General features: G+C 46.9%; 20 protein-coding genes. 9 read left to right on the top strand and 11 right to left on the bottom strand.

All coding sequences use genetic code 11. From position 1 onward, the window contains the following. Positions 1-79 precede the first annotated feature (79 nt). A complete protein-coding gene (gene mnmA, locus AC5JBY_RS27260; protein WP_495907841.1) occupies positions 80-1,174 on the bottom strand; it encodes a tRNA 2-thiouridine(34) synthase MnmA in 1,095 nt (364 codons plus the stop codon). A 287-nt stretch (positions 1,175-1,461) separates the two neighbouring features. Here mnmA and AC5JBY_RS27255 point away from each other — a divergent pair, with 287 nt between their 5' ends. From AC5JBY_RS27255 to AC5JBY_RS27245, 3 genes are all read left to right on the top strand, one after another. Continuing rightward, the gene (locus AC5JBY_RS27255; protein ID WP_495907840.1) at positions 1,462-1,914 is read left to right on the top strand and encodes a single-stranded DNA-binding protein; all 453 of its coding nucleotides are present in this window, start codon (positions 1,462-1,464) and stop codon (positions 1,912-1,914) included. 205 nt (positions 1,915-2,119) lie between these two features. Then, the gene (locus AC5JBY_RS27250) at positions 2,120-2,977 is read left to right on the top strand and encodes a LamG domain-containing protein (RefSeq protein WP_495907839.1); all 858 of its coding nucleotides are present in this window, start codon (positions 2,120-2,122) and stop codon (positions 2,975-2,977) included. 173 nt (positions 2,978-3,150) lie between these two features. Next, on the top strand, positions 3,151-4,068 hold the full coding sequence (locus AC5JBY_RS27245; protein ID WP_495907838.1) for an NmrA/HSCARG family protein: 918 nt from the start codon (positions 3,151-3,153) through the stop codon (positions 4,066-4,068). 8 nt (positions 4,069-4,076) lie between these two features. Here AC5JBY_RS27245 and AC5JBY_RS27240 read toward each other — a convergent pair whose 3' ends face one another. The 4 genes from AC5JBY_RS27240 to AC5JBY_RS27225 form a co-directional block, all read right to left on the bottom strand. Then, complete coding sequence (locus tag AC5JBY_RS27240) at positions 4,077-5,378, bottom strand: hypothetical protein (RefSeq protein WP_495907837.1); 1,302 nt, start codon at positions 5,376-5,378, stop codon at positions 4,077-4,079. Between the two features lie 16 nt (positions 5,379-5,394). Further along, entirely contained in the window at positions 5,395-6,681 is a 1,287-nt protein-coding gene (locus AC5JBY_RS27235) for an RNA polymerase sigma factor (RefSeq protein ID WP_495907836.1), read from the bottom strand. Positions 6,682-6,752: 71 nt separating this feature from the next. Next, a complete protein-coding gene (locus AC5JBY_RS27230; RefSeq protein WP_495907835.1) occupies positions 6,753-7,103 on the bottom strand; it encodes a YciI family protein in 351 nt (116 codons plus the stop codon). A 165-nt stretch (positions 7,104-7,268) separates the two neighbouring features. Then, positions 7,269-8,984 carry a PQQ-dependent sugar dehydrogenase gene (locus AC5JBY_RS27225; protein WP_495907834.1) on the bottom strand — a complete coding sequence of 572 codons (1,716 nt, stop codon included), beginning with the start codon at positions 8,982-8,984 and terminating at the stop codon, positions 7,269-7,271. Positions 8,985-9,594: 610 nt separating this feature from the next. On the opposite strand from AC5JBY_RS27225, the gene AC5JBY_RS27220 reads away from it, so the two are divergent. Beyond that, positions 9,595-10,473 (top strand): bestrophin family protein, encoded by an 879-nt coding sequence (locus tag AC5JBY_RS27220; RefSeq protein WP_495907833.1) that lies wholly within the window; start codon positions 9,595-9,597, stop codon positions 10,471-10,473. A 9-nt stretch (positions 10,474-10,482) separates the two neighbouring features. Here AC5JBY_RS27220 and AC5JBY_RS27215 read toward each other — a convergent pair whose 3' ends face one another. After that, positions 10,483-11,361 (bottom strand): YihY/virulence factor BrkB family protein, encoded by an 879-nt coding sequence (locus AC5JBY_RS27215; RefSeq protein ID WP_495907832.1) that lies wholly within the window; start codon positions 11,359-11,361, stop codon positions 10,483-10,485. Between the two features lie 766 nt (positions 11,362-12,127). On the opposite strand from AC5JBY_RS27215, the gene AC5JBY_RS27210 reads away from it, so the two are divergent. Beyond that, a complete protein-coding gene (locus AC5JBY_RS27210; RefSeq protein ID WP_495907831.1) occupies positions 12,128-14,011 on the top strand; it encodes a BamA/TamA family outer membrane protein in 1,884 nt (627 codons plus the stop codon). A 361-nt stretch (positions 14,012-14,372) separates the two neighbouring features. Further along, complete coding sequence (locus AC5JBY_RS27205; RefSeq protein WP_495907830.1) at positions 14,373-14,633, top strand: hypothetical protein; 261 nt, start codon at positions 14,373-14,375, stop codon at positions 14,631-14,633. On the opposite strand, the gene AC5JBY_RS27200 is transcribed toward AC5JBY_RS27205, so the two are convergent. From AC5JBY_RS27200 to AC5JBY_RS27180, 5 genes are all read right to left on the bottom strand, one after another. Continuing rightward, the gene (locus AC5JBY_RS27200; RefSeq protein WP_495907829.1) at positions 14,630-15,409 is read right to left on the bottom strand and encodes a TIGR03915 family putative DNA repair protein; all 780 of its coding nucleotides are present in this window, start codon (positions 15,407-15,409) and stop codon (positions 14,630-14,632) included. The genes AC5JBY_RS27205 and AC5JBY_RS27200 overlap by 4 nt on opposite strands. Further along, on the bottom strand, positions 15,409-16,665 hold the full coding sequence (locus AC5JBY_RS27195) for a putative DNA modification/repair radical SAM protein (RefSeq protein ID WP_495907828.1): 1,257 nt from the start codon (positions 16,663-16,665) through the stop codon (positions 15,409-15,411). Before AC5JBY_RS27195 ends, AC5JBY_RS27200 begins: the two co-directional genes overlap by 1 nt. A gap of 189 nt (positions 16,666-16,854) precedes the next feature. Beyond that, positions 16,855-17,604 (bottom strand): DUF72 domain-containing protein, encoded by a 750-nt coding sequence (locus AC5JBY_RS27190; RefSeq protein WP_495907827.1) that lies wholly within the window; start codon positions 17,602-17,604, stop codon positions 16,855-16,857. 455 nt (positions 17,605-18,059) lie between these two features. Then, on the bottom strand, positions 18,060-19,286 hold the full coding sequence (locus AC5JBY_RS27185; RefSeq protein ID WP_495907826.1) for a sterol desaturase family protein: 1,227 nt from the start codon (positions 19,284-19,286) through the stop codon (positions 18,060-18,062). A gap of 33 nt (positions 19,287-19,319) precedes the next feature. Beyond that, complete coding sequence (locus AC5JBY_RS27180) at positions 19,320-19,640, bottom strand: carboxypeptidase-like regulatory domain-containing protein (protein ID WP_495907825.1); 321 nt, start codon at positions 19,638-19,640, stop codon at positions 19,320-19,322. Positions 19,641-20,061: 421 nt separating this feature from the next. Between AC5JBY_RS27180 and AC5JBY_RS27175 the strand changes: the two genes are divergently transcribed. From AC5JBY_RS27175 to AC5JBY_RS27165, 3 genes are all read left to right on the top strand, one after another. Beyond that, a complete protein-coding gene (locus AC5JBY_RS27175) occupies positions 20,062-20,943 on the top strand; it encodes a DUF4382 domain-containing protein (RefSeq protein WP_495907824.1) in 882 nt (293 codons plus the stop codon). A 103-nt stretch (positions 20,944-21,046) separates the two neighbouring features. Beyond that, complete coding sequence (gene queD, locus AC5JBY_RS27170; protein ID WP_495907823.1) at positions 21,047-21,403, top strand: 6-carboxytetrahydropterin synthase QueD; 357 nt, start codon at positions 21,047-21,049, stop codon at positions 21,401-21,403. A 113-nt stretch (positions 21,404-21,516) separates the two neighbouring features. Continuing rightward, a complete protein-coding gene (locus AC5JBY_RS27165) occupies positions 21,517-22,572 on the top strand; it encodes a hypothetical protein (protein ID WP_495907822.1) in 1,056 nt (351 codons plus the stop codon). The last annotated feature ends 237 nt before the right edge of the window (positions 22,573-22,809 follow it).

Below are 22,809 nucleotides of genomic sequence, written 5' to 3'. Positions count from 1 at the left end.
TCTATGGATATTGTTAACGTTGCACGTGGCTTTTTATTGCCTGAAAATCAAGTGTAAAAGGGCTTTCCCGGGCGGGTGCTTATCCGCGTTGGATGATGCCTCCGCCAATTACGTCGTTTCCTTCGTAGAATACCGCGCTTTGGCCGGGTGCTACGCCTTTGGCATCTTCATAAAACCGTACCATTACGCCTTTATCGTGGGTATAGAGGTTGGACAGAGTGCCTTTGTCTTTGTACCTGATCTTCGTAAGGGCTTCCATGCCGTCGGTTACACCGTCGTATTTCAGCCAGTTGATCTTGCTTACCAGCATGTCGTGGCGGTTCAGGTCTTCTTCATCGCCCAGCATAACGGTATTGGTTTCGGGGATAATGTTGGTTACATACACCGGCTTGCCGAATGCAATGTCCAATCCCTTGCGTTGCCCAATCGTATAGAAGGGGTATCCCTTGTGCTTGCCTAATACTTTTCCGTCCTTGTCTACAAAATTGCCGCCTGCTACCTGTTGTTCCAACCCGTCTACGCGACGTTTCAGGAAGCCACGGTAGTCGTTGTCGGGCACGAAGCATATTTCATAACTCTCACTCTTTTTGGCCAGTTCGGGGTAGCCATAATCGAGTGCCATTTGCCGTATTTCGGGCTTCCGGTATCCACCAAGTGGGAGAAGTGTACGGGCCAGCAGATCCTGTTGCAGGCCCCACAATACATAGCTTTGGTCTTTCTGCTCATCAACGCCTTTGCTGATGTAGTAGCGGCCATTCGTATGCTGATGGATATGGCCGTAGTGACCGGTTGCAATGAATTCGCAATCAAGCGCATCTGCACGTTTTAATAACGCCCGCCACTTGATATGCGTGTTGCACATCACGCAGGGATTGGGGGTGCGGCCTGCGAGGTATTCGTCTACAAAGTTGTCGATCACAAAGCCACCAAACTCATCGCGGATATCCAATATGTAATGGGGAAATCCGTGTTGTACGGCGGCCATGCGGGCGTCGTTGAATGAGTCTACGTTGCAGCAGCCTGTTTCTTTTTTGCTGCCTCCACTGGCGGCATAATCCCAGGTTTTCATGGTAATGCCCACCACTTCATAGCCCTGGTCGTTCAGCATAAGCGCAACCACGGTACTATCGATACCGCCGCTCATGGCTACCAGCACTTTTCCTTTTCGACTCATCTATTCTTTGTTTTTGTATGGAGAATAACAGGCAAATATACAAACTGTTCGGGGGATGGGGGAGGGATGCTGGCTGCCAGTTGCTGGTTGTCTGTTACAGGTTTCAGGTTACTGGTTGCAGGGGTGTTTGGGTGAATGGGTGGTGAATATGTAATGGATTAATAATCAATGCCAAAATGCCTGCCAACATGTTATTAACACCATAAATATCTATTTGGGTTACCGTTGCCGGATGGTGTAAATTGCCCATTCAAACAATATTAGTACGAAGCTAAATTTTATTAAGTATGATCAAGTTAACAGCAATCGGTAACCTGGGAAAGGATTGTGTAACGAACACAGTCAATGGCAAAAATGTGATCAACTTCAACGTAGCGCATACCGAGAAGTTCCGTGATGCCCAGGGTAACCAAAAGGATAAAACTATTTGGGTGGAGTGTGCTTACTGGACCGACCGTACCGGTATTGCGCCTTACCTGCGCAAGGGTACCCAGGTTTATGTAGAGGGTACGCCTGATATCAGAACTTATTCAAAGAATGACGGTACTACCGGTGTTTCTTTGACATTGCGTGTACAGAGTGTGCAGCTGCTGGGCGCCCGTGGTGAAGGTGGCGATAGCCAGCAGGGTGGTGGTTATAGTGGCGGCAACAGTTATGCTGCTCCGGCTGCCAATAATGCTGTACCTGCTTCTTCCGGCGGCGGAAATTATAGTGAGCCAATGGATGATCTCCCCTTCTAAGTGTTTACTAACCCACTGTTTTATAGTTTAAGTAGGTGCCCTCGCTTTTGCGGGGGCATTTTTTATGGTTTTAGGGGGCGTGACTATGCACAGTTATGGGCAAAAATGACACGGTTTTGGCCTGTTTTTACGCGAATATCGGTTTGGCTCAGAGGGCTAAAATATCCGTTTTATTTTAGCGTTTTATTTACCTATAACCCTATTTATGAAGCTGTTAAAAATTCTCTCCGGGAGTCTTGTATTGTACTTCCTGTTTTTTGCTACTAGCACGCAGGTTTCGTCTTGTGTTAAAGAGACTATCTATGATACTGTAATTATCCGGGATACCACCATTATCCGTGACACTGTAGATTGTAATTGTTACGATCTTAAGGACGGCCTGGTAGCCTGGTATAATTTTAACGGGGGTAATCTTAATGATAGCAGCGGTAAGAACAACCATATCGCCTTTAACAATGCCGTTAAAACTACCGACCGTTTTGGCAGGGCCGACGGTGCTTACATATTTAATGGAAGTGCCAGCTACATGCGCGTCACTAATAGCGGTAGCCTTAACCCAACCAGTGCAATTACCCTGGCTGCTGTGGTTAAAGTGAATGACTTTTATAATGGCCTTTGCCACGTGAATCAAATATTGGGTAAAGTAGATAACTATGGCGACTACATGCCTGGTTTTTATAACCTGCGTATTTCAGATTACCCGGATTATTGTGGTAACCCTATAGACGTGAACAAACAAAAGTTCAGTGGTGCTTACGGGGATAATAATATTGGTGCTGCTTTTACGCGTACAGATACTGTATTTGTAAAAAAGTCTCAATGGTACAATATCGTGTATACTTATGAAAGTGGAGTGTCGAAGTTGTATATCAATGGAGAGTTGAAAGACACGAGGTCATTGGCTGGTAATACATTTACGCCCAATACAGCAGATCTTTTTATTGGAAAATGTAATAATAGTCAGTATCCTTATTGGTTCAATGGTGTTATAGATGACGTCCGCATTTACAACAGGGCTTTGTGTTTGGGTGAAGTGAAGCAGTTGAACCGGGTAAAAGATTAAATGTGTTTTTTTAGTGTATAGGCCCCCGCATTAGCGGGGGCTTTTTCTTTTTAGGCTTTCAACTCATGCGGCTGTTTTGTCAGTTCACTACCCCTATTATTCCTGTTCGGTGGTAAACCATGGTACTTTGCCCTGTTAATAAGATTATCATCATTGTATCAAATGTTATAGCCATGAAGAAGATCATTTTAGTAACCGGCGCCACTGGTGCGCAAGGGGGAAGTGTTGCCCGTGTTTTACTTGACAATAAAAAGTTTGCTGTTCGTGTTCTTACAAGGAATGTACAATCTCAGCAAGCGCAGGCGCTGGCAGCAGCTGGTGCTGAAATCGTTGAAGGTGATTTTGATGACGTAGAAAGCCTGCAGCGTGCATTGCAGGGTGTGTATGGTGTTTTTGGTGTTACTAATTTCTGGGAGCATTTTGAAAAGGAGTTCCAGCAGGGTAAGAACCTTATCGATGCGGTGACGTTGGCTGGTGTAGAGCATTTTGTCTATAGCTCTTTGAAGGATTATCATGCATTGAGTGGTGGTACTTTGTCTGTGCCGCATTGCGATATAAAGGCTGCGCTCAGGAACTATGCAAAGGAGCTTCAATTGCCGGCTACTTTTACCGAGGTTGCTTTTTATTATGAAAACTTCCTCACGTTTTTTCCTTTGCAGAAGGATGAGCAGGGTAGTTTCTTCTTTGGCTTTCCGCAGGGTGATACCAAGCTTTCCATGTTCTCTGCCGAAGACCTGGGTGGAGTGGTTGCTTCTATTTTTGATCATCCCAATGAATATATTGGCCGTACGGTTGGTGTGGTAGCTGAAGACCTTACTTGTGCGGAGTATGCACAGATCATGTCGAAGGTATTGGAGCGGGAGGTGTATTTTAATTATATACCGCGTGATGTATATGCAGGGTTTGGTTTTCCCGGTGCAGAAGAGCTGGCTAACATGTTTGAAGTGCAGCGGCTGTATATCCCCAACCGTCAACTGGATCTTATAGAGAGTTACGGATTGAACCCCGGCATGCAAAGATTTGAAAGTTGGTTAAAGAAGCATAAGGCCACTTTTGTTGAGCGTATCAGCGAGCAATTGGCTACAGTATAAATGAATGGTTAGCGTGCCTGTTCATAGGCTTTTACCCAACGTTCCAGTTCTGCGCGGCTAACAGGCGCCTGATGATCATCGAGGTTGATGACAAAGAGATAGCCTTTACCGCCCGGTGAGGCCGTGAAGGCACTCACCATGTTAAACTGTTCACTGACCAACAGGCGACCATTGGAAACATTCCACAGTTCTTTGGCGCAGAGGCAGCCATTGGTAGGCGTGAGTGGATACCAGCTTTTTTGTTTGAAGTATTCCGGGTCGATGGTGGTGCCGTGTGCAATGATCTCTGAGCGTCCTATAAGCCCTGCCTGGAATACTTCTGTCATGGGCGTGTACTTGCGCCAGGAAGGTGGAAGTAGTTCCAAATAAGTTTGCATGGAATCGCGGGTGCTGTCCCAATGTTCCCAGGGCGGTAACTGAAAGTATTTATCCCAGCTATTTTCGTTAGGCATTATTAACTGCAGGTTGGGAGTTGGACCTATCAATGTGTTTTTGGATACTGCAGTGCCTTGTATGCTGTAGATGCCTTGTGGTGTGCTTCCATTCGTAATGAAATAAGGGAGATCGGATGCTGATCGTGCGAGCTGTTCAAAGATCATCAATCGTCCATCGGGGTGCCGCATAAAGCGTCCTGCAGCATTTTGTACTATCGACATGCCCGGATAGTCGCGGTTCCAGCGTTGAAAGGAATAGATGGTTTTTTGTTTGCGTTCTGCCTGGTACCTGAACAGGGCTGCTATGTCTGGTGTTTTGCGGGCCCTGTTTTGTTTGTTGGTATTCAGGTGATATTCCAATGCCTGTAATAATGGTATGGAATCGTAATTGCTGAACTGTTCCACCATCCTGATCTTGATATCATTTACATTGTTGACTGTTGTATCCTGGCGGAAGAGATAGACTGCGCTCATTGCAAACAGCTTCGGGTGTGTTTCTTTTTGCAGTATCTGTTGTACCTGTTGTACGTACCTGCCGGGATAGGTGGCGTAGACCGCTTCGAGCAACGCTCTTTTGGTATCGTATTGAAGGGAGTCGTATTGAAGGAAGAGTTTATCGAATCCGTGAGCCACGTCTTCACCGGTGAGCTGGAATTGAGAGATGGCAAGGCAGGCTGATTCAAAGCGGTATTCGGTATTGCTGTCGATTGCTTGTGTGAAGGTGTAGCCGATCACATTTTCCCGGAGGTCTTTCTGAAGCCAGGCTCTTTTGTCGTAGAGGACGAAGCCTGAGTAAATATCTTCTCTGCGTGTTTGTGCAGTGCTTGTATTTTCCAGTAATAGTAGTGCCAGTAAGGATACGAGCCAATTCTTCATCTTACAAAAATACGTTTTAGTTCAGGTGTATCTGTTCTGCCTGTTTGATCTTTTCCTGTATTAGTTTTTTCTCGGCGAGGGAGGTGGTGAGGTCGTGTGCCTGTGTGAGGTATTTGCGGGCATTGTTGCAATCGCCTACCTGGCTGTAGAGGTCGCCGAGTACTGCGCTGAAGAGGTATTGGCTGGCGAGGTGTTTGTTGATGTCGTCGATATTCCAAATATCGCGGATGGCCTGTCCGGGTTGTTTCATCTGTGCCAGCACGATGGCCCGGTTTAGCTGTACAAGTGGCGTGGGTTTCATCTCCAGCAGTAGATCGTAGAGGTACAGCATGCGTTCCCAATTGGTGTTTTCAAAGGAGTCTGTCATGCAATGTTCTGCTGCGATGGCTGATTCGATGTGGTAGATGGTCAGGGTTTGTCCCTGCGAAGAATGGTTGAGGTACTGGAACCCTTTTTCGATTAGTTCTTTGCTCCAGGTGTTGCGGTCCTGGTGTTGGAGGAGAATGATCGTATTGTTCTCCGCTATGCGGCTTTCAAAGCGGGATGCCTGAAAGCACATCAGTGAGAGCAGGGCAAAGGTGGCGGGCTGGTTGCCCGCAGGGTGTTGTGTTAGTAACAGAGCCAGGCGCATGGCTTCCACGCACAGATCGCGACGGATGAGTTCATCTTCCTTCCCGGAATTGTATCCTTCATTGAACAGCAGGTAGAGTACGGCGTATACTATTTCCAACCTTTCCGTTAGTTGTGCTCCTGCCGGTATCTCCAGTTTGATCTGTTCTTCTTTGAGGAATTGTTTGGCCCTGTACAGGCGTTTCTGGATCACTGTTTCATTGGTGACCAGGGCGCGTGCAATCTCTGCTGTACTGAAACCTGAAATTGTTTTTAATGTCAAAGCTATCTGGTCTTCTTCTTTGAGGGAGGGATGGCAGCAGGTGAAGATCATACGGAGCTGGCTGTCGGCAATTTCCGTATCCAGAAAAAGTTGTTCCACTATGCTTACGGCCTCATTGGCTTGTGCCTGCAGGTGGTGGACCAGTTCTTCGGAATAGAGCCGGTAGGTGTGTTGCCGGCGGATAATGTCGATGGCTTTGTTCTTCGCCACGCGCATGAGCCAGGCTGCAGGATTATCCGGCAATTGGTCATAGCGCCAGGTTTGTGCTGCTTTGAGGAATGCTTCCTGCACCACATCTTCTACCATGCTCAGGTTGTGTGTGCCAAATACCCGGGTAAGTACGGCGATCATCTTTCCGGATTCATGCCGGAAGAGGTATTCTACAACCTGCTGTGGTGATTCTTGTGGCATTGTTTGGTAGTAAAGTTACCAGTTGCCGGTTAATGAGTAACTGGCAACTGGTAGCTTTATGATGCATTGGTTTACATGGAGCCGGGGGTTACCTGTACTTCGCGTACTTCTATGCTGCCGCCCAGTTCAAAATCGGGAAAGCCTTTGGTGTGTTTCAGCACATCGTCGATGCTTTCTGCCTTAACGATAAAGTATCCACCTACCAGTTCTTTGCTTTCGGTAAAGGGGCCATCTGTTACTACGTTTTTACCTGTTACGATCTTACCTTTTTTTATCAGAGGGCGTCCTTCTACGTACACTCCTTCGCTTTTAAGTTGTTTCACCCATTCCAGCCATTTCATCATATTGGCTCCTGCTTCTGCCGGGCTCATGGTGAGGTCTTCGTAAGAGGGTCCTTTGAAAATGAACATAAACTCTTTCATACAAGTGTTTTTGAGCTTTATTAAAATGAACTGTCGGGGGTACGACGAATGGGGGAAATGGTGCAGGACAAATTTGCGAAAATTATTTTGGTGTCTTGTGCCGGGCATGTAAAAACCCGGCATTTCGCCGGGTTTTATGTAGTGTTCCCCTTGGAAAGGAATGATTTATTGGACCATGAAGTTTTTGCTAACTGTTTTATCGGCGCGGCTGGCGACTACGGTGTACACTCCTTTGTTCAGACCGCTGATATCGAGGCGGATAATGCCGGTTTGGTTTTGCAGGTTGCGGGTAATGAGGGCTTGTCCCTGCATATTGTATACCTGGAGGTTGGTAAAGGGCTCGTTGAGTTGCACCTGTAGCTGGCCATTGGCATTGACTGTGGGGAAGAGCTGGAGTTCTTTGCCTTTATCAGGCCGGGTATCGATGCTGATGATCTTTGAATACATAAAGGTGTTGTCCCTGTCGAGCATCTTGAGGCGATAGAACATTGTTCCTTCTACATTCGTGGGGTGTTTGTAATAATAGTCCGGGGTTGCTCTATTGGTCACTGGAGGGACGGTGCCTGCTTTGTTCCAGGTAATTCCATCTTCGCTGTACTCAACGGTAAATTCCCTAAGGTTGATCTCCTGGGTGGTTTGCCAGCGGAGTTCATTGTAGCCGGTCTGGGCTTTGGCGGTGAAGGAGATCAGGGTCACAGGTAAGGTACCTGCAGTGCCCACCTGGAAGAGGTCGCCGGCATCGAGGGAAAGGGCATAGAGTTCTCCATTTTCTGCTTCGCCAAATGCGGCAATGGCGCCGGGCAGTCCACCCTGCCGGGTCACTTCCCACCCGCTACCTCCATTGGGTCTGATGATCCAAACATTGTCGGTAATGTAATCGGCGCAAACGTAGTAGCCAGCCAGAGCCGGGAACTGGGTACCGCGGTAAACGTAGCCTCCGGTGACCGCGAACCCACCAGTGGTATTGTCGTGGGGATAGGCGAATATGGGGCTTACATAATTGGCTGCCGGGGCACACCCTGCTGTGTTGTAACTGACATCGCCTTCGTAGCAGCGCCATCCATAGTTGATGCCTCCGGTGGCGCCTGCTGCGCGGAAGTTGATCTCTTCGCGTGCTCCCTGTCCTACATCAGCAATCCACATGTCGCCGGTATTACGGTCGAAGCTCCAGCGCCAGGGGTTGCGGAGGCCAAATGCCCAGATGGCATGGAGCGTGTCGGTAGCACTAACAAATGGATTAGTGGGCGGGATGGTGTAGTAGGGTGGTGTAGTAAAGTTGTTGACGTTAATGCGTATCATTTTTCCGAGCAGGCTATCGCCGCGCTGGGCATAGTTGCGGGTGTCTCCCCCTCCTCCGCCATCGCCTGCTGCGAAGTACAGGTTGCCATCGGGGCCAAAGTTGAGTTTGCCTCCATTGTGGTTGGTAAAGGGTACCGGTTTTTCAATGGTAAGGATCACGGTTTTAGTAGCGGGGTCGGCTGTGTTGGGAGTGCCTGCCGGCGTTTGATACCGGGCTATTTCTATATCACCAGCTGTATTGGTGTAGTGTACAAAGAAGTACCGGTTGGTTTCGTAATCCGGATGGAATGCCATGCTGAGTAGTCCCTGCTCGCCGCCGGAAAGGATGCCGGTAACGGTGAGAAAATTACCCAGGGAGTTGAAGGATGCATCGTAGGTTTTTATGGTGCCGCCCCGCTCTACGATGAACATGCGGTTGGTGCCATCGGCGGCATTGACCACGTCTACCGGTGAACTTAGTCCTGTTGTAATAACCGGTGTGAAGGTAAGTACGGGTTGTGCCTGTAGGGTTGTATTGTTCAATGTAATATACAGGAAAGGGAGGATTAGTACAAGATAGTGAAGGCGTGTAAAGTTTGTCATATACTTGATTTTTACAAGTGGCGTGTCCAGGTTTTGGTTCGTGGCGACACGAACCTGGGCTAAAAATCAGTTTGACAGGTTCCGGATAATGGATATGGGTGTTTTGTACAAATCCGATGCCTGATAATTGTGCTTTTGGTTGGAGGATATACTGGGGTGCGGTTACGAGGGATTGATATAAAGCAGATCGCCTGTTGGTTATGCATGTAAAAAATACCATTAATTGTGGTATTTGTACTTATTTAATCATCTTACCCTGTATATGGGTGTAATACTACTAAGGGAGTATTGGTGTTTACAGAAAAGCGTCTTAATTTTACGGGCGTACAGCAAGGCTATTTCTTTCTATCCGTACTGCCCGGCGATGCTGCAAGCATAATTTACCCATCTCTTTTAGGACTTAGTTACCTGTAAAAATATAAGAGGTTGTCGAAGGAAGCCAATTTCGCAAATAAAACAAAGGGGGAAAACGCAATGATGAAGAACATGAATGATTAATTTGCGTTCTTTGGTTTATCCGCTAACACCGGTGCTCTACTGAGCGCGAAATATATGGTGCTAACTTTGTACAACCTCTTTTTTCTATTGCCCCGGGGATTATTTTTGTAGTATGATCACTTACAATCCCAAAGACTGGTTCACGTTCATTTTTCGTTTCCACAAGGCTGATACTTTACGTTCTCTGGTGCCGCTTATTTTAGGCATTAGTGTGTACTCGGCTGTGATTGCCGTCCTCGAGATGGAGGTCTTCCAGCTCAGTCAGAATAATCACCTGAAGAATGTTTCGATGATGAATACTTTGCTGAGCTTCGTGATATCGATGCTCCTGGTATTCCGTACGAATACTGCTTATGATCGTTGGTGGGAGGGGCGTAAGTTGTGGGGATCGCTGGTGAACAACAGCCGTAACCTGGCGCTCAAAATGAATGCGATCCTTGACCCAACGGATGAAGGCAATCGTGCTTTTTTTCGCCGGGTGATCCCTATGTATGCTTCTGTGCTTGCCCGCCATCTTGGGGAAGAAAGTACGCGGCTGGCGCTGGATGACAAGGAGCATCCTGAACTGGGCGATCTGGATCATGCGAAGCATGTTCCGAACCAGGTAGCCGCTTTACTGTTTCAGCGTATTAACCGCCTGTATCAGGAGGGAATTATCAAGGGTGATCAATTGATCTTTTTGAATGGGGAGCTGCAATCTTTTACTGATGTGTGTGGGGCTTGTGAGCGGATCAAGAATACGCCTATTCCTTTTTCTTATAGTGTGTTCCTTAAGAAGTTCATCTTCTTTTATGTAATGACGCTTCCGCTGAGTTTTGTCTTCAGTCTTGGTTATATCACCATTCCCGTGGTGGCTTTTATTTTTTATGTGCTGGCGAGTCTTGAACTGATCGCTGAAGAGATCGAAGAGCCTTTTGGTAATGATGCGAATGATCTGCCTACGCAGAAGATCGCGAGCAATATCAAGAAGCATGTGCAGGAGATCCTGTAATATCCCTGGTTACTCTATCAACGATACTTTATATTTTACTGCATGGCTGTGTGGTTTGATCGGCTTTTCTCTATGCCGGGCCCAGACTTTGAGGAAGCAGGCGCCGTAGTAGAACATGAATGAGCAATAGAATACAAAGAGTAGCAGGAGTACAAACGAGGTGGACGTGGCGTAGATGTTCTTGATGGCACTGTAGGACAGCAGCACGCCTAATATCAATTTCCCAATTGTAAATAAGAGCCCTGTAAAGAAGGCGCCTACGATGGTCTCTTTCCAGGATGTATATCCATCGGCGAGGTATTTGAATAATACCGTGAACCACACTGTGGCTGCGATTATCGAAATGATCTGTTTTAACAATCCCACCAGGAATACTACACGCTCGGGCAAGAGGGATATCACGCCTTCTGCAAACAATACGCTCAGGAACAGGATGCCTGCCAGTATGATGGCTACGAATGACCGGCCTCTTTGGCGGAGCTGCAGTTTTATCCCATGTCCATCTCTTACACGTATGTCCCATAGCTGGTTTAGCGAATCTCTGATGACCTTAAAGAGGGTGGTAGCCACAAAGACGAGGAAGGCAAACAGGCCGGCTGCGATGTACCAGGACCGCACCAGTGAGCGGACGTTGCGCAGGGTTTCGCGCATTTCTTCTACGGCATTGGGGCCTAAAATATCTGTGAGCCCGGTAAAGAACTGAAGGCCGATGGCCCGGCGACCCATGATGAGACCGAATATTTGTATGAGGAGTAGCAGGATGGCTGGTAATGCAAAGGTGGTGAAGAACGCTGTGGCGGCTGCCATGCGCAGGGGTTCATTTTTCTTAAACTCCCGGTATGCGCCTTTTAATACTATGACAAATGTGACTATATGCCTGAAAATCATCTGTGTCTCATTTTACGCTTCTCTATCAAATATTGATCCTGTGAAAAATGAAGATAGGTAAAATGGTGGATGGGGATAGTGTAAAAACAAAACTCCCTCTTTAGAAAAAGAGGGAGTTGGGTAAACCATCCAATATGTATTCCTTTGAAAAAACTGTAACCTGTGTTGAAAAAACCGGGACTTCTCTTACTGCGCTTCATTCATGGATTATGGTATTTTGAAACATGGCTCCTTCACTCTACCGCCGTAATCCTGAATAATTTTGTTTCTTTTGCTTGCTATACTTTTTCTCTCGCCTCTCTTCACCGAGTCCCGGCTTTTTGTTTGTTGGTATGCTATAAGGGTTAGTTATAGCTGTTTCCTGGGCACCTGTCCATATCTTTTGTGGTACGAGTGTGATTCGTGTTGACACGAAGCTCTGCACTGGGTACGATCTAAAAACTAAAGGAACTAATACCGATCTGATAAGGCTTTTTGTTACGGATAAGATCTAATGCTGTGATAAGGTTGATCTGGTTAATTGTTCCTTTGTTGACACAAAACTAATACGTGCAGTGGCCTATAAGAAATGCTATTGAGCAGACTGTGTTTTTTATTTAATGAATGGGGTCAAATTGCCTATAAGCTGTTCCGGAGACCATGTAGAAAGCGTTAAAGGGATGGTAAAATGAAGGATTGAATTGGCGATACCCACTTACCGGGTATCGGTTTTGCAAAGTATTCTTGTTAAAAGCTTATTTTGCCGTTCATAATCGGGTGGGAAGCTATGCGGTCTAAGTGGTTATCCTTTTTATATCTCTGTTCCCTGTTGCTGTTGCCGGCGATCCAATCGCTTGCTCAGGACCCTGATTCCGTTGTTCAAACAGTAAAGGTTGATACTGTTAGGCGTGCTTCGATCGACAGTTTTATCCTGAAGCGTAAAGGGTTATTGGGTAAATTAGCCCGTAACCTGCTCTCCAATAATCCCATTGGTGATGTAGTTACTGGTCCCGTCAGAAATGATCTCTTGTTCAGTATTTATGATGGCCGGGTGATACGTAGTATTACTGTGGTGGGGGTTGATTTTGGTACGGCTATTACTGATACCAGTAAAAGGTTCAAGAACCAGCTTACTAAACTGGCCAATGCTTTTCATCATAAAACAAGGAATCACGTCATCCGCAATAACCTGTTTTTTAATGTGGGTGATAAGGTGTTTCCTTACCTGCTTGCTGATAACGAGCGTCATCTGCGTGACCAGCCTTATCTGCAGGATGCGCGGATCATGATCCGTTCTTCGGACAGAAGCAATGATTCGGTGGACGTCACGATATTCACCAAGGATGTATTGTCTATAGGTGGTTCTTTCCGAATGCATAATTCCCAAAGTGTGAGTGGTACGATACGGGAGGATAATCTGGGAGGCCTGGGGGACAGGTTGTCGGGGAGCCTGCTGTATGATCAGCGCCGCAAGGAAAAGGTGGGTTATGGAGCCGAATACATCAAACGGAACATTGCGGGTTCTTTTATCGATGGTTATCTGGGGTACGACAATTTTAATGATGCTTTCAACAGCGGCCGTGATGAGGAGGTAACGTATTATGCCCGGCTGATCAGGCCATTGGTAAATCCTTATCTGCGTTTTACTTATGCCGGCGAAGTGGCCTACCATCGCACAGAAAACATGTATCTCAACGACTCTACTTATAAAACGGATGCACGCTACCAGTTTCTTAATTATGATTCCTGGGTAGGATGGAACACAGGGGGGTACCGGATTGGTAACGTTCAAAATGAGAATGACCGTATCCGTACTTTGGTCAGTGTGCGTTACTTCCGAAAGCAGTTTAGTGAGGTGCCGGATACTTCTTCGCAAGAGTTCTATTATAATTACTTCGACAGGATGGGGGCGCTGGCATCTATTTCGATCTTCCGGCAGGACTTTTATAAGGTGCGATATATTTATGGTTTTGGCCGTAACGAGGACGTTCCGGAAGGTATGGATATCTCGCTCACTGCGGGCTGGACCAAAACGCAAGGGCGGGAGCGGCCTTATGCCGGCATCGATTTTCAACGTTTTTACTTTACCGAGAAGGAGGATTACTTCAATTATACTGCGCGTGTTGGTGGTTACTTCAAAAAGAATTCGCTGGAGGATGTGGACGTGTTATTTAACCTGGATTATTTTTCCCGGTTGCATAACTGGAGCAAGAACTGGAAGCAGCGGACCTTTGTCAGCGCCGGGGTCACCTTGCAGGCACATAAGGAGTTGAATGAGCCGCTGTTCCTGGAGAGTCAGTTTGGTCTGCCTGAGTACCGTAATAACAGGCGGGTGTTTGGGGAGATCAGGAGTACTTTGAAGGTGGAGTCCGTATTTTTTACTCCCTGGATATTCCTCAACTTCCGGTTTGCTCCTTTTGTTTTTGGTAATGCTGTTTTGCTGACGCCGGAGAAGCAGGAGCTGAAGAAGAGTGATCTGTATAGTAGTGTGGGTGGAGGGTTGCGTAGCCGTAACGAGAGCCTTATTTTTGGTACGCTGGAGTTCAAGGCGCATTTCTTTCCGCGCAAGAATTATTTTGGCGATAGGTGGAGGATTGAGGTTAACACGAGTGTGAAGTTTAAGTATAACAGGCAGTTTATTAAAAGGCCTGAGATTATTCTTGCGAATTAACTTTTCTTCGCGTATGCGATTCCTTTCTTTATTTTGATGCAGGCTTTGGCCTTGTGCATCGCCTCTGCGATGTAGTCACTTTCTTTGCCTTGACGCAAAGAAAGTAACCAAAGAAAAGTCAAGCCAGGCCCGATCGCTCCGCGCGGCCTGGCGGGCCGACGCCTCTCCAAGGTGTAACATGCTTTACTTGTTATGGGCATCCAGCCCTTTAGGTGTGATGTTCTTTGCTTGTTACAAGCTCCCAGTCTCTTTAGGTTTAACAGCATTCTTATTCTGCAATAAACGATTTGGTATTATATCCCAGTTACGTTGGGTGTGATGGCATTTGAATTGCAGCCTGTTGCTATATAAATCTGTTTTTATGGCTACTAAAAAGAAGGCTGCTAAGAAAGCTACAGGTAAGAAAACAGCTCCAAAGAAAACGGCACGGAAGAAGGCGGTGCCTAAGAAGAAAGGTGCAGTTAAAAAGAAAGGCACGGGGAAGAAGAATAAGTTGGGGGTAAAGAACTCGCTGGTGAATAATATTAATGCGCGGAAGAAGAAGGGCATATCAAGGTCGAAGAGTAAGAAGACGATTAGCAAGGAGTCTTACAAGCATATGGAGAATAACTGGGAGGATTAATAATTGTTTTCACACGGGTTGTTTTCGGTGAGGTATCTCCAGTAGCGGCGGGGCACATGTCTGATGTGTAGTTTGGTGTTTTTTCTTGCTTTTATGTTTACGCTGTTGAAATAGTGTTGCCACAATTGTTGGTATAATGGCTCTTTCTCGTCGTGTATGGCGGCGAGGTCTTTTCCTTCCTGTGTCGTTGCTTCAAAGTTTACCTGTACGGTTGTTGTTTGTTGCAGGTCATAATATAAGCCATATTTCCGCCGGCTGTCGTAGATCATCCACTGCTGGTCGGCGTACCGTTTTTCGAAGTGGTCCTGTATCAATGGGAGTACGTTGAAGTCTGGCTCTATCAATGCATAATACAATCCATCTTTTGTTTTTTGAAAGCGGACGAAGGCTTCCATGCGGTGTTTTTCGCGATGTACTTTGCGCGCTGTTTCTGTGACGTACAATACTGCCGGATGACTATAATCTTCTTCTATCGAGTTGTTATTGCTAAATGCGTATTGCGCGTATTGGAGTAACCTGTTCTCCATGCCCTGTTGTTCTGATAGGAAGGTTTTGTATAGCAGTTTGGTGGCCTGGACTGAAATGCGCTGCTGTAGTCCTTTCCACACACGGGTGGCTTTGGATTCATCGGTGTGCACTATGTGTGCCTGTCCAAAAAGATCATCCTGTCTTATTGTTTCCGGTATAATGTTCACGTCTCTATACTTGTATTCGTAAGTGTCGAATACGGCGGTAAGCCAACCGGAGAAACTGCCGTCGTATATGAGGGTTTGCATCAGAAGAGGGCTGTTTGTGATGAAAAGTTGGGTTGGTATTTACTGTTGCCCTGTGCCAGGATGAATTGTTTGATCTGTGTGGGGGTATAGTCCCGGCGTTCAAATTCCTGGCTGTTGCAGGTGATGAAGTATCGTGCTCTGTTGATGGCAATGCCCATTTTCTTTAAATGTTCCCAGTTCAGTTTATTGAATCTACGGGCGGCGATTATTTTATGGGCCGACTGGATGCCAATGCCCGGGATGCGTTTTATAAGGGCCGGCTCTGCTTTGTTAACGTCGAGTGGAAACAGATCGAGGTGGCGCAAGGCCCAACCCAGTTTGGGATCGATGTCCATGTCCAGCAGGGGTTGTTGGGGTGAAACCAATTCCTGTACAGAGAAGCCATAGAAGCGCAGGAGCCAGTCTGCCTGGTAGAGCCGGTTTTCGCGCACCATCGGTACGGGTGTTCCTATAGCTGGCAACCTGTTGTCGTTGCTGATGGGTACATAGCCGGAGTAGTAGACTCGTTTTAGTTCCATCTTTTTATAGAATTGGTCGGCGATGTGGAGTATTTGCAAATCTGTTTCGGGTGTGGCGCCAATGACCATCTGTGTGCTTTGGCCTGCCGGGGCAAACAGGGGTGTTTTGTGGAACTTTTGTTTTTCTTCTCTGTTTTCGCGGATGGCATTTTTAAGAACATTCATGGGCTGCAGCATCTGTTCCCTCTTTTTATCGGGCGCCAATAGCTGCAGGCTTTGCTCGGTAGGCATTTCCACATTGATGCTGAGGCGGTCGGCGTAAAGGCCGGCTTCTTTCACCAGTTCTTCACTGGCGCCGGGAATGGTTTTGAGGTGGATGTAGCCATGAAAGTTTTCTTCTGTACGCAGCTGTTTGGCTATGCGTACCAGCCGTTCCATGGTATAATCCGGATTGGAAAATATGCCTGAGCTCAGGAAAAGACCTTCAATGTAATTGCGGCGATAGAGGTTAATTGTGAGATCTACCACTTCCTGTACCGTGAATGCTGCGCGCTTGACATCGTTGCTGCGACGGCTAACGCAGTATGCGCAATCATAGATGCAGTGGTTGGTGAGGAGAATCTTCAACAGGGATACGCAACGTCCATCTTCGGTGTAGGTGTGGCAAATGCCCATGTTGGTGGAATTGCCCAGTCCTTTGGTCTGGTTCTTCCTTTCGCTTCCGCTGGAGGAGCAGGATACGTCGTACTTGGCGGCATCGGCCAATATTTCCAGTTTCTCTGTTATTCTTTCCCACATATAGGTGTAATGTACGCTCTGGTTACTAATTATATTAGTTTATTAATGCTAATTTAATTGGTGTTTAATTGTTGTTTGGAATGGGGTGAAATGGTTGAACAATGTTGAGAGGTTGATGGGTTGAAAGGTTAATAAGGAAAGGCAGAGGTAAGAAGTAGGATGTAGGAAGGCAGGCTGTTGTTGCGGATTTCAAGTTACTTTTTGGGCGGGTTTGAGCTTGTTTATAAGGTAAATGGCGTTGTGGATGGCGGAGACAGCGGCGGTGTTGTTGAAGTAAAGGTAAGCTGTTTTGGCGGCGGCATGGGCCTGGATCTCCTGGCTGATGCGGTCGAGGAAAGTGGTAGGGTATTCGGAGTAATAGAGTTTGGGTACGCCGTGAAAGCGGTAGTAGGTTACGGGGGTGTTTACGATCGCTTCGTCAGGCAGGCCGGGATAGCTTTGGCCGCAAAAAACTGTTTTATATTTGGCCAGCAGGTTGTATACGTCTTGCCGCCACCAACTGGCGTCCCTAAATTCGAGTACGTTGGTAAAGGTGTTGTCCAGTTGTTCTATTATTCTTTGCAGCAGGGCTTCTTCGTATTTGACCTGGGGTGGGAACTGGAACAGGACAGGGCCGAGTTTTTCTTTTAGTCCTTCGCGGATGGTTGCGTAAAAATCGTCCAGTTGTTGTTGGGTGTCGTTGAATTTTTTGTAGTGGGTGATGAGGCGGGGTGCTTTTACGGAAAAGGTGAAGTGTTCAGGGCTTTTCTGGCACCAGTTTTCTAAGAAGGACACCTGGGGAAAGCGGTAGAAGGTGACGTTGAGTTCCAGTGTATCGAAATGGGTACTGTAGTATTCGAACCACTTGCGTTGGGGTACGCCTTTGGGATAGAAGGTTTCTTTCCATTCTTTGTAGTGAAAGCCGGAGCAACCGATATGCCATGTAATTGGTGTGGTCATACGATGCGAGGCTCTAATTGTGTGCCAGAGGTGGGATTGGGCTAAAGCCCAAAGAGGGGTTGAGCTTTTTAACCCCGGCCCTGAAGGACCGGGCAATTGACGTTTGCTTCGTTAGGGTCGAAGGCCCTGGAATAGGACTGCGAGGCTGCAAGCCTCGCAGAGCGGCGCTTACTTCGACAGGTTCTTCGATAGCCTGTAGGGAAAAGAAAAAGGCAGTGTAGAAACACCGCCCGTTCATCAACGATTGCTTGCCATACGAAAAAGACGTTTATGTTCTCATGTGACGCATAGTGGCATGCTGCTACGCAATAAAATGGAAGGCGATGTAGAAACATCACCCGGAGGTTCAGGTATGAAAGTTGAACCGATGCAATGTAGTTACGGGTGGAGTCGAACCACCGTAGAAGGTCTTGCCAGCCTTCGCCTGACCTCTCAGCCACGTAACTCGTGTGTATTTAAGAGCTTCTGTGCCGGTGATATACCCATTGGAGGTAATGCACGCGGATGGTATCGAAATAGGCTATCAGTAATATGGCTACAAAGAGTACTACTATGTTGAACCATACTGCCGGATATACCCATATAAATCCTATTGTGACGGTTAGTAAGCGTAAGAACTCCAAATAATAGATCCATTGTTTCTGTTCCATGATCGCCCCGCAATTGATGAGGGTGAGCAGGATCGCCAATGTGATCAATACCTGTTGTGCCAACGGTATATAGTGTTCGAACAGGATGAATATGAAGAGGAGGGCAATGGTGAGCCCGATCTGCCATATTACGTATCTGTTGAGTGGCTTATCAAACGGTTCTTTGCTTTGACGAATCCTGAATCGTTCTTCTGCTATTTCCCGCACAGCTGGCTCTATGTGTTCAGGTCTGCTAAACAGGAGCCTGAACTTATTCCATCTTCCTTTGGTGCGCCGTACTGCATAGGTGAGCTCGGCGAGGAAATGGAAGTGCTGCCAGAGGAAGCTGTAGCTTTTCAAAGGATGTGTTAAGCCATATTTGATCTCTATATCGTCTTCTTCTTTTTGAAATGTGCCAAAGAGCTTGTCCCATATGATGAATACATCGCCATAGTTTTTGTCGAGGTATTGTTCATTGCTGGCATGGTGTACCCGGTGGTGTGATGGTGTTACGAACACATATTCCAGGATGCCCAGTTTGCCAATGAGCCGGGTATGGATGAAAAACGGGTATAGTCCATGTACCAGTAATATGCTGGTGATCATCGATGCCGGGAATCCCAGCAGGGGCAATACTGCCCAGAATCCCGTGCGTACGAACGCCTGCAATACCGTGATGCGCGCTGATACTGTATAGTTAAAATCCTCGCTCTGGTGGTGCACAATGTGTGCAGCCCAGAAGATATTTATTTCATGTGCGAGGCGGTGGTACCAGTACCACATGAAATCGGTGCAGAGGAGCAATAGTATCCAAAGTAGCAGGTTGGGCTTTATTTGGAATAGTCCATAGTGCTTCTGTATGTAATCGTACACGAAATAAAATATACCAACTACCCACACATCCATCAGGCGTTCAGCAATGCCTACGCTGATGTTGGCAATGGAATGATGCAGGTTAAAGTAGGGCAGTTTTTTCCGCCTTGCTACTACATATTCCAGGATCATAAACGAAACAAAGAGCGGTACTGCAAAGGCCAGTATGTTCAGTTTCATGGTGAGCCGTATTGATGAAGGGTAGTCGTATGCTTATTTCGGATCAAGTTTTATGACTGTTTTTTTTGCCGGATCTTTTATACTGATCTTTTGGGGCCTGTATTTAGGATGTTCTACCACCAGGGTTACGGGTAATTGTTGCCAGGTGGAGATGGTAAATACGCCATCTTTCCCTGTGAGTGCTTCTTCTTCGCCTGACACGATATAGATGTAGGCGTTCTCCACTTGTTTGCCATTGAGGCTATGGATGACGTTGCCTTCTATTTTTACCGGTTTGGACGGGAATATTTCCGAAGGGTTCATGATGAGGGCAGGTACTGCCAGTAGCCAGGTGTATGCGGATGCAGGTTTCATGTTTCCATTTTTGTATAAACAAATAGGTGTGTATTCCTGTTAGAAGGAATCAGCTACATCGTGCTTTTGTGTTATGTGGTAGCATGGTGTATCGTATTCTGAATGCAATGATAGGTATTTCTATTAAGTCTACAAAAATAGTGGACTATTATTTTTTGAGGGGGCGAGTAGCAAGTGGTGAATGGTGAGTGTAAAAGCTGCAAATGGTGCTGAAAGGTTCGTAGCATTATAAGTAGTCTGGCGGCCTGGAGCGGCCTGACTATGCAGCCAGGCGGCGCTACGTAACGGTTTATCAAAGGGTTGGGTGGTGGTGGGTGCCGGGGGGAGATTTATATTTATCCACTTTTTAATGTATAGGCACAGTAGTTGTAATAATGTGTATAGAGACGGTTTCTATTCACCACTTAAAACGCTTACACATATGACCACGAGAAGAAAGCTATTGGGCTTATGCTCAATGGTAACAGCTATTACTGTTATTTTCTTTGCCTGCTCTAAAGATGATTCGCATAATAATGATCCTTTACCGCCCGGTAAGCAAGAGGTTCAGTTGTTTCTCACCGATGATCCCGCTTTATTTGACAAGGTCCTTATCGATATCAAGAGTGTACAGGTGTTTATCGATACCTGTGATAAGAACAAGCATGATGATGACGATGATGGTCCTGGCCGTGGTCATGACGACGATGATCACGAGGATCATTGTGTGAACTGGGATACCTTGAATATTGCACCTGGTATCTATGACCTGCTTGGCTTGCGCAATGGTGTCGATACTTTGCTGGCCAGTGGCATCATTCCTGAAGGGAATATCAAGAAGATCAAGATCGTACTGGGTAGCAACAATTCGCTGGTTAAGGACAGTGTGACTTATCCGCTGGACCTATTCCCGGGCACTCAGTCTACTATTATTTTAAAGATCAAAGGGCGTGACTGGGATGAATGGCAGCCTGGCCGCAACCGCCTGTGGCTCGACTTCGATGTGTCAAGGTCTATTTTCGTAGTGCGGGGCAAGTTCTACCTGAAGCCTTTCCTGAAGGTCTTTACCGTGAAAACCACCGGTAGTCTGGAAGGCAGGGTGCTGCCCAAGGATGCTTATCCCGTGATCAGCGTGTATAACGCGCAGGATACGGGTTATGCTATTCCCTGGCATAATGGCGACTTCAAGGTAAGGGGTCTGCAGGAGGGTACTTACAGCGTGTTCATCAACGGTTCGAATGGGTACCAGGATACGACCATCACCGGGGTCGAGATCAAGCGCAACCGGGAGACGGAGCTACCTAAGATAACCCTTCATAAGTAACATAATTACCATTAGATCAGATACCAATTGAAGAAAGGTGGAGTTTTTACAACTCCACCTTTTTTATTGATAAGGGTGTAACTTTGGGCCCTCAAGGTATTTTATGCTGATCTATAAAGAGTTTACTTTCGATTCGGCCCATTTCTTGCCCAACGTGCCCGACGGGCATAAGTGTAAGGAAATGCATGGTCATACTTACCGTTTGCGGATATGGATCAAGGGGCAGCCCGATCCGAAACTGGGATGGGTAATGGATTTTGCCGTGCTGAAGGGTGTTGTAAAGCCTGTTGTGGCTGAACTGGACCATAAGTGTATGAACAATGTTCCCGGTCTGGAGAACCCCACCTGTGAGCTGATCGCGGTATGGATATGGAACCGACTGAAGCCGCTGCTGCCCGCTATGGACCACCTGGAGCTTCATGAAACGCCTACTTCGGGCGTGGTATATAATGGGGAGTAGACATACTATTTTCATTACTGGTACGTTTTTGGTGTTACTTATATTTGCAATCTTCTATGAACCAAAACCTGAAGTCTATCTTTTCTCTGCACTCCCACAAAACATTTTTCACTATGATCAAAAAGTCCTGGTTACAGGCCTCCGCTCTGTGCGCTACCGCCACCACTTGTATTGCTTTGTTTAGCAATTGCCAATCTTCTTCTGCTGAAGCTGCTGCCATTGCTCAAAGTTCCAAAGACACTACCGACAAGAAGGCTGCGGCTGCAACGCCACCAACTCCTTCTACCACGCTGGACACTGCCTGGTATAACAGGAGTATGACCATCATGGCAAACGGTGACTCTACCGGTAAGTGGCCCGTGAAGCATGATTATCCGCTTGCTGGCGCTGTTCTTCCCATGAAGCGGGTGCTGGCTTTTTATGGTAACCTGTATTCCACGAAGATGGGTATCCTCGGAGAGCTGCCTGAGCAGCAGATGTTGCAGAAGCTTCAGGATGAGGTAAAACGCTGGCAGGCAGCGGATACTGCGGTTGAAGTGGTGCCTGCGCTGCATTATATAGCGGTAACTGCTCAGGGTAGTCCTGGTGCTGCCGGTAAGTACCGTCTTCGGATGCCTTTCAAGGAGATCGATAAGGTGCTGGCCATGGCTGCCAAGATCAATGCGCTGGTATTCATCGATATCCAGGTTGGTTTGGGTACTGTGCAGGAAGAGGTGCCTCAGCTGGAGCAATATTTCAAGATGCCGAATGTTCACTTCGGTATTGACCCTGAGTTTTCCATGAAGACGGGCGCCAAGCCGGGTTCTGTGATCGGCAGCTTTGATGCGGCTGATATCAACTATGTTACTAATTACCTCGCTAAGATCGTGAAGGAGAATAACCTGCCTCCCAAGATGCTGGTGGTTCACCGCTTTACGCAAGCTATGGTGACTAATTATAAGAATATCAAATTGCAGCCTGAAGTGCAGATTATCATGGATATGGATGGCTGGGGCGCCAAGGCCAGGAAGATCACTACTTACAAGAGCTTTATTCACCGGGAGCCTGTTCAGTTTACTGGTTTCAAGTTGTTTTACAAGAATGACTTCCGTGAGCCCGGCAGCCGTATCATGACGCCTGAAGAGGTGTTGAGTCTGAAGCCGAAACCGATCTATATTCAGTATCAGTAGGCGGCAGTCGGCAATGGGCAATCGGCAGTGCGTTTACTTCGCGGGCAGATTTCTCACCCTGCAGGTGTTGTTGAGGTTTGTAGTGTGCATGGCAGGGTTCGAAATGACAGCGTAATAAATCTGTTGCGTTGCTGATAGGTTGAAAAGGTAAGTTTATCTGTAGTTAGAAATAAATGAAATGGCCTTGATGGTTTGTCCGTCAAGGCCATTTTGCTTTTTGTATACAGCGACCCACCT

The organism is Paraflavitalea sp., from assembly GCF_059502485.1.
This window is presented reverse-complemented; position numbering and strand designations above follow the sequence as displayed.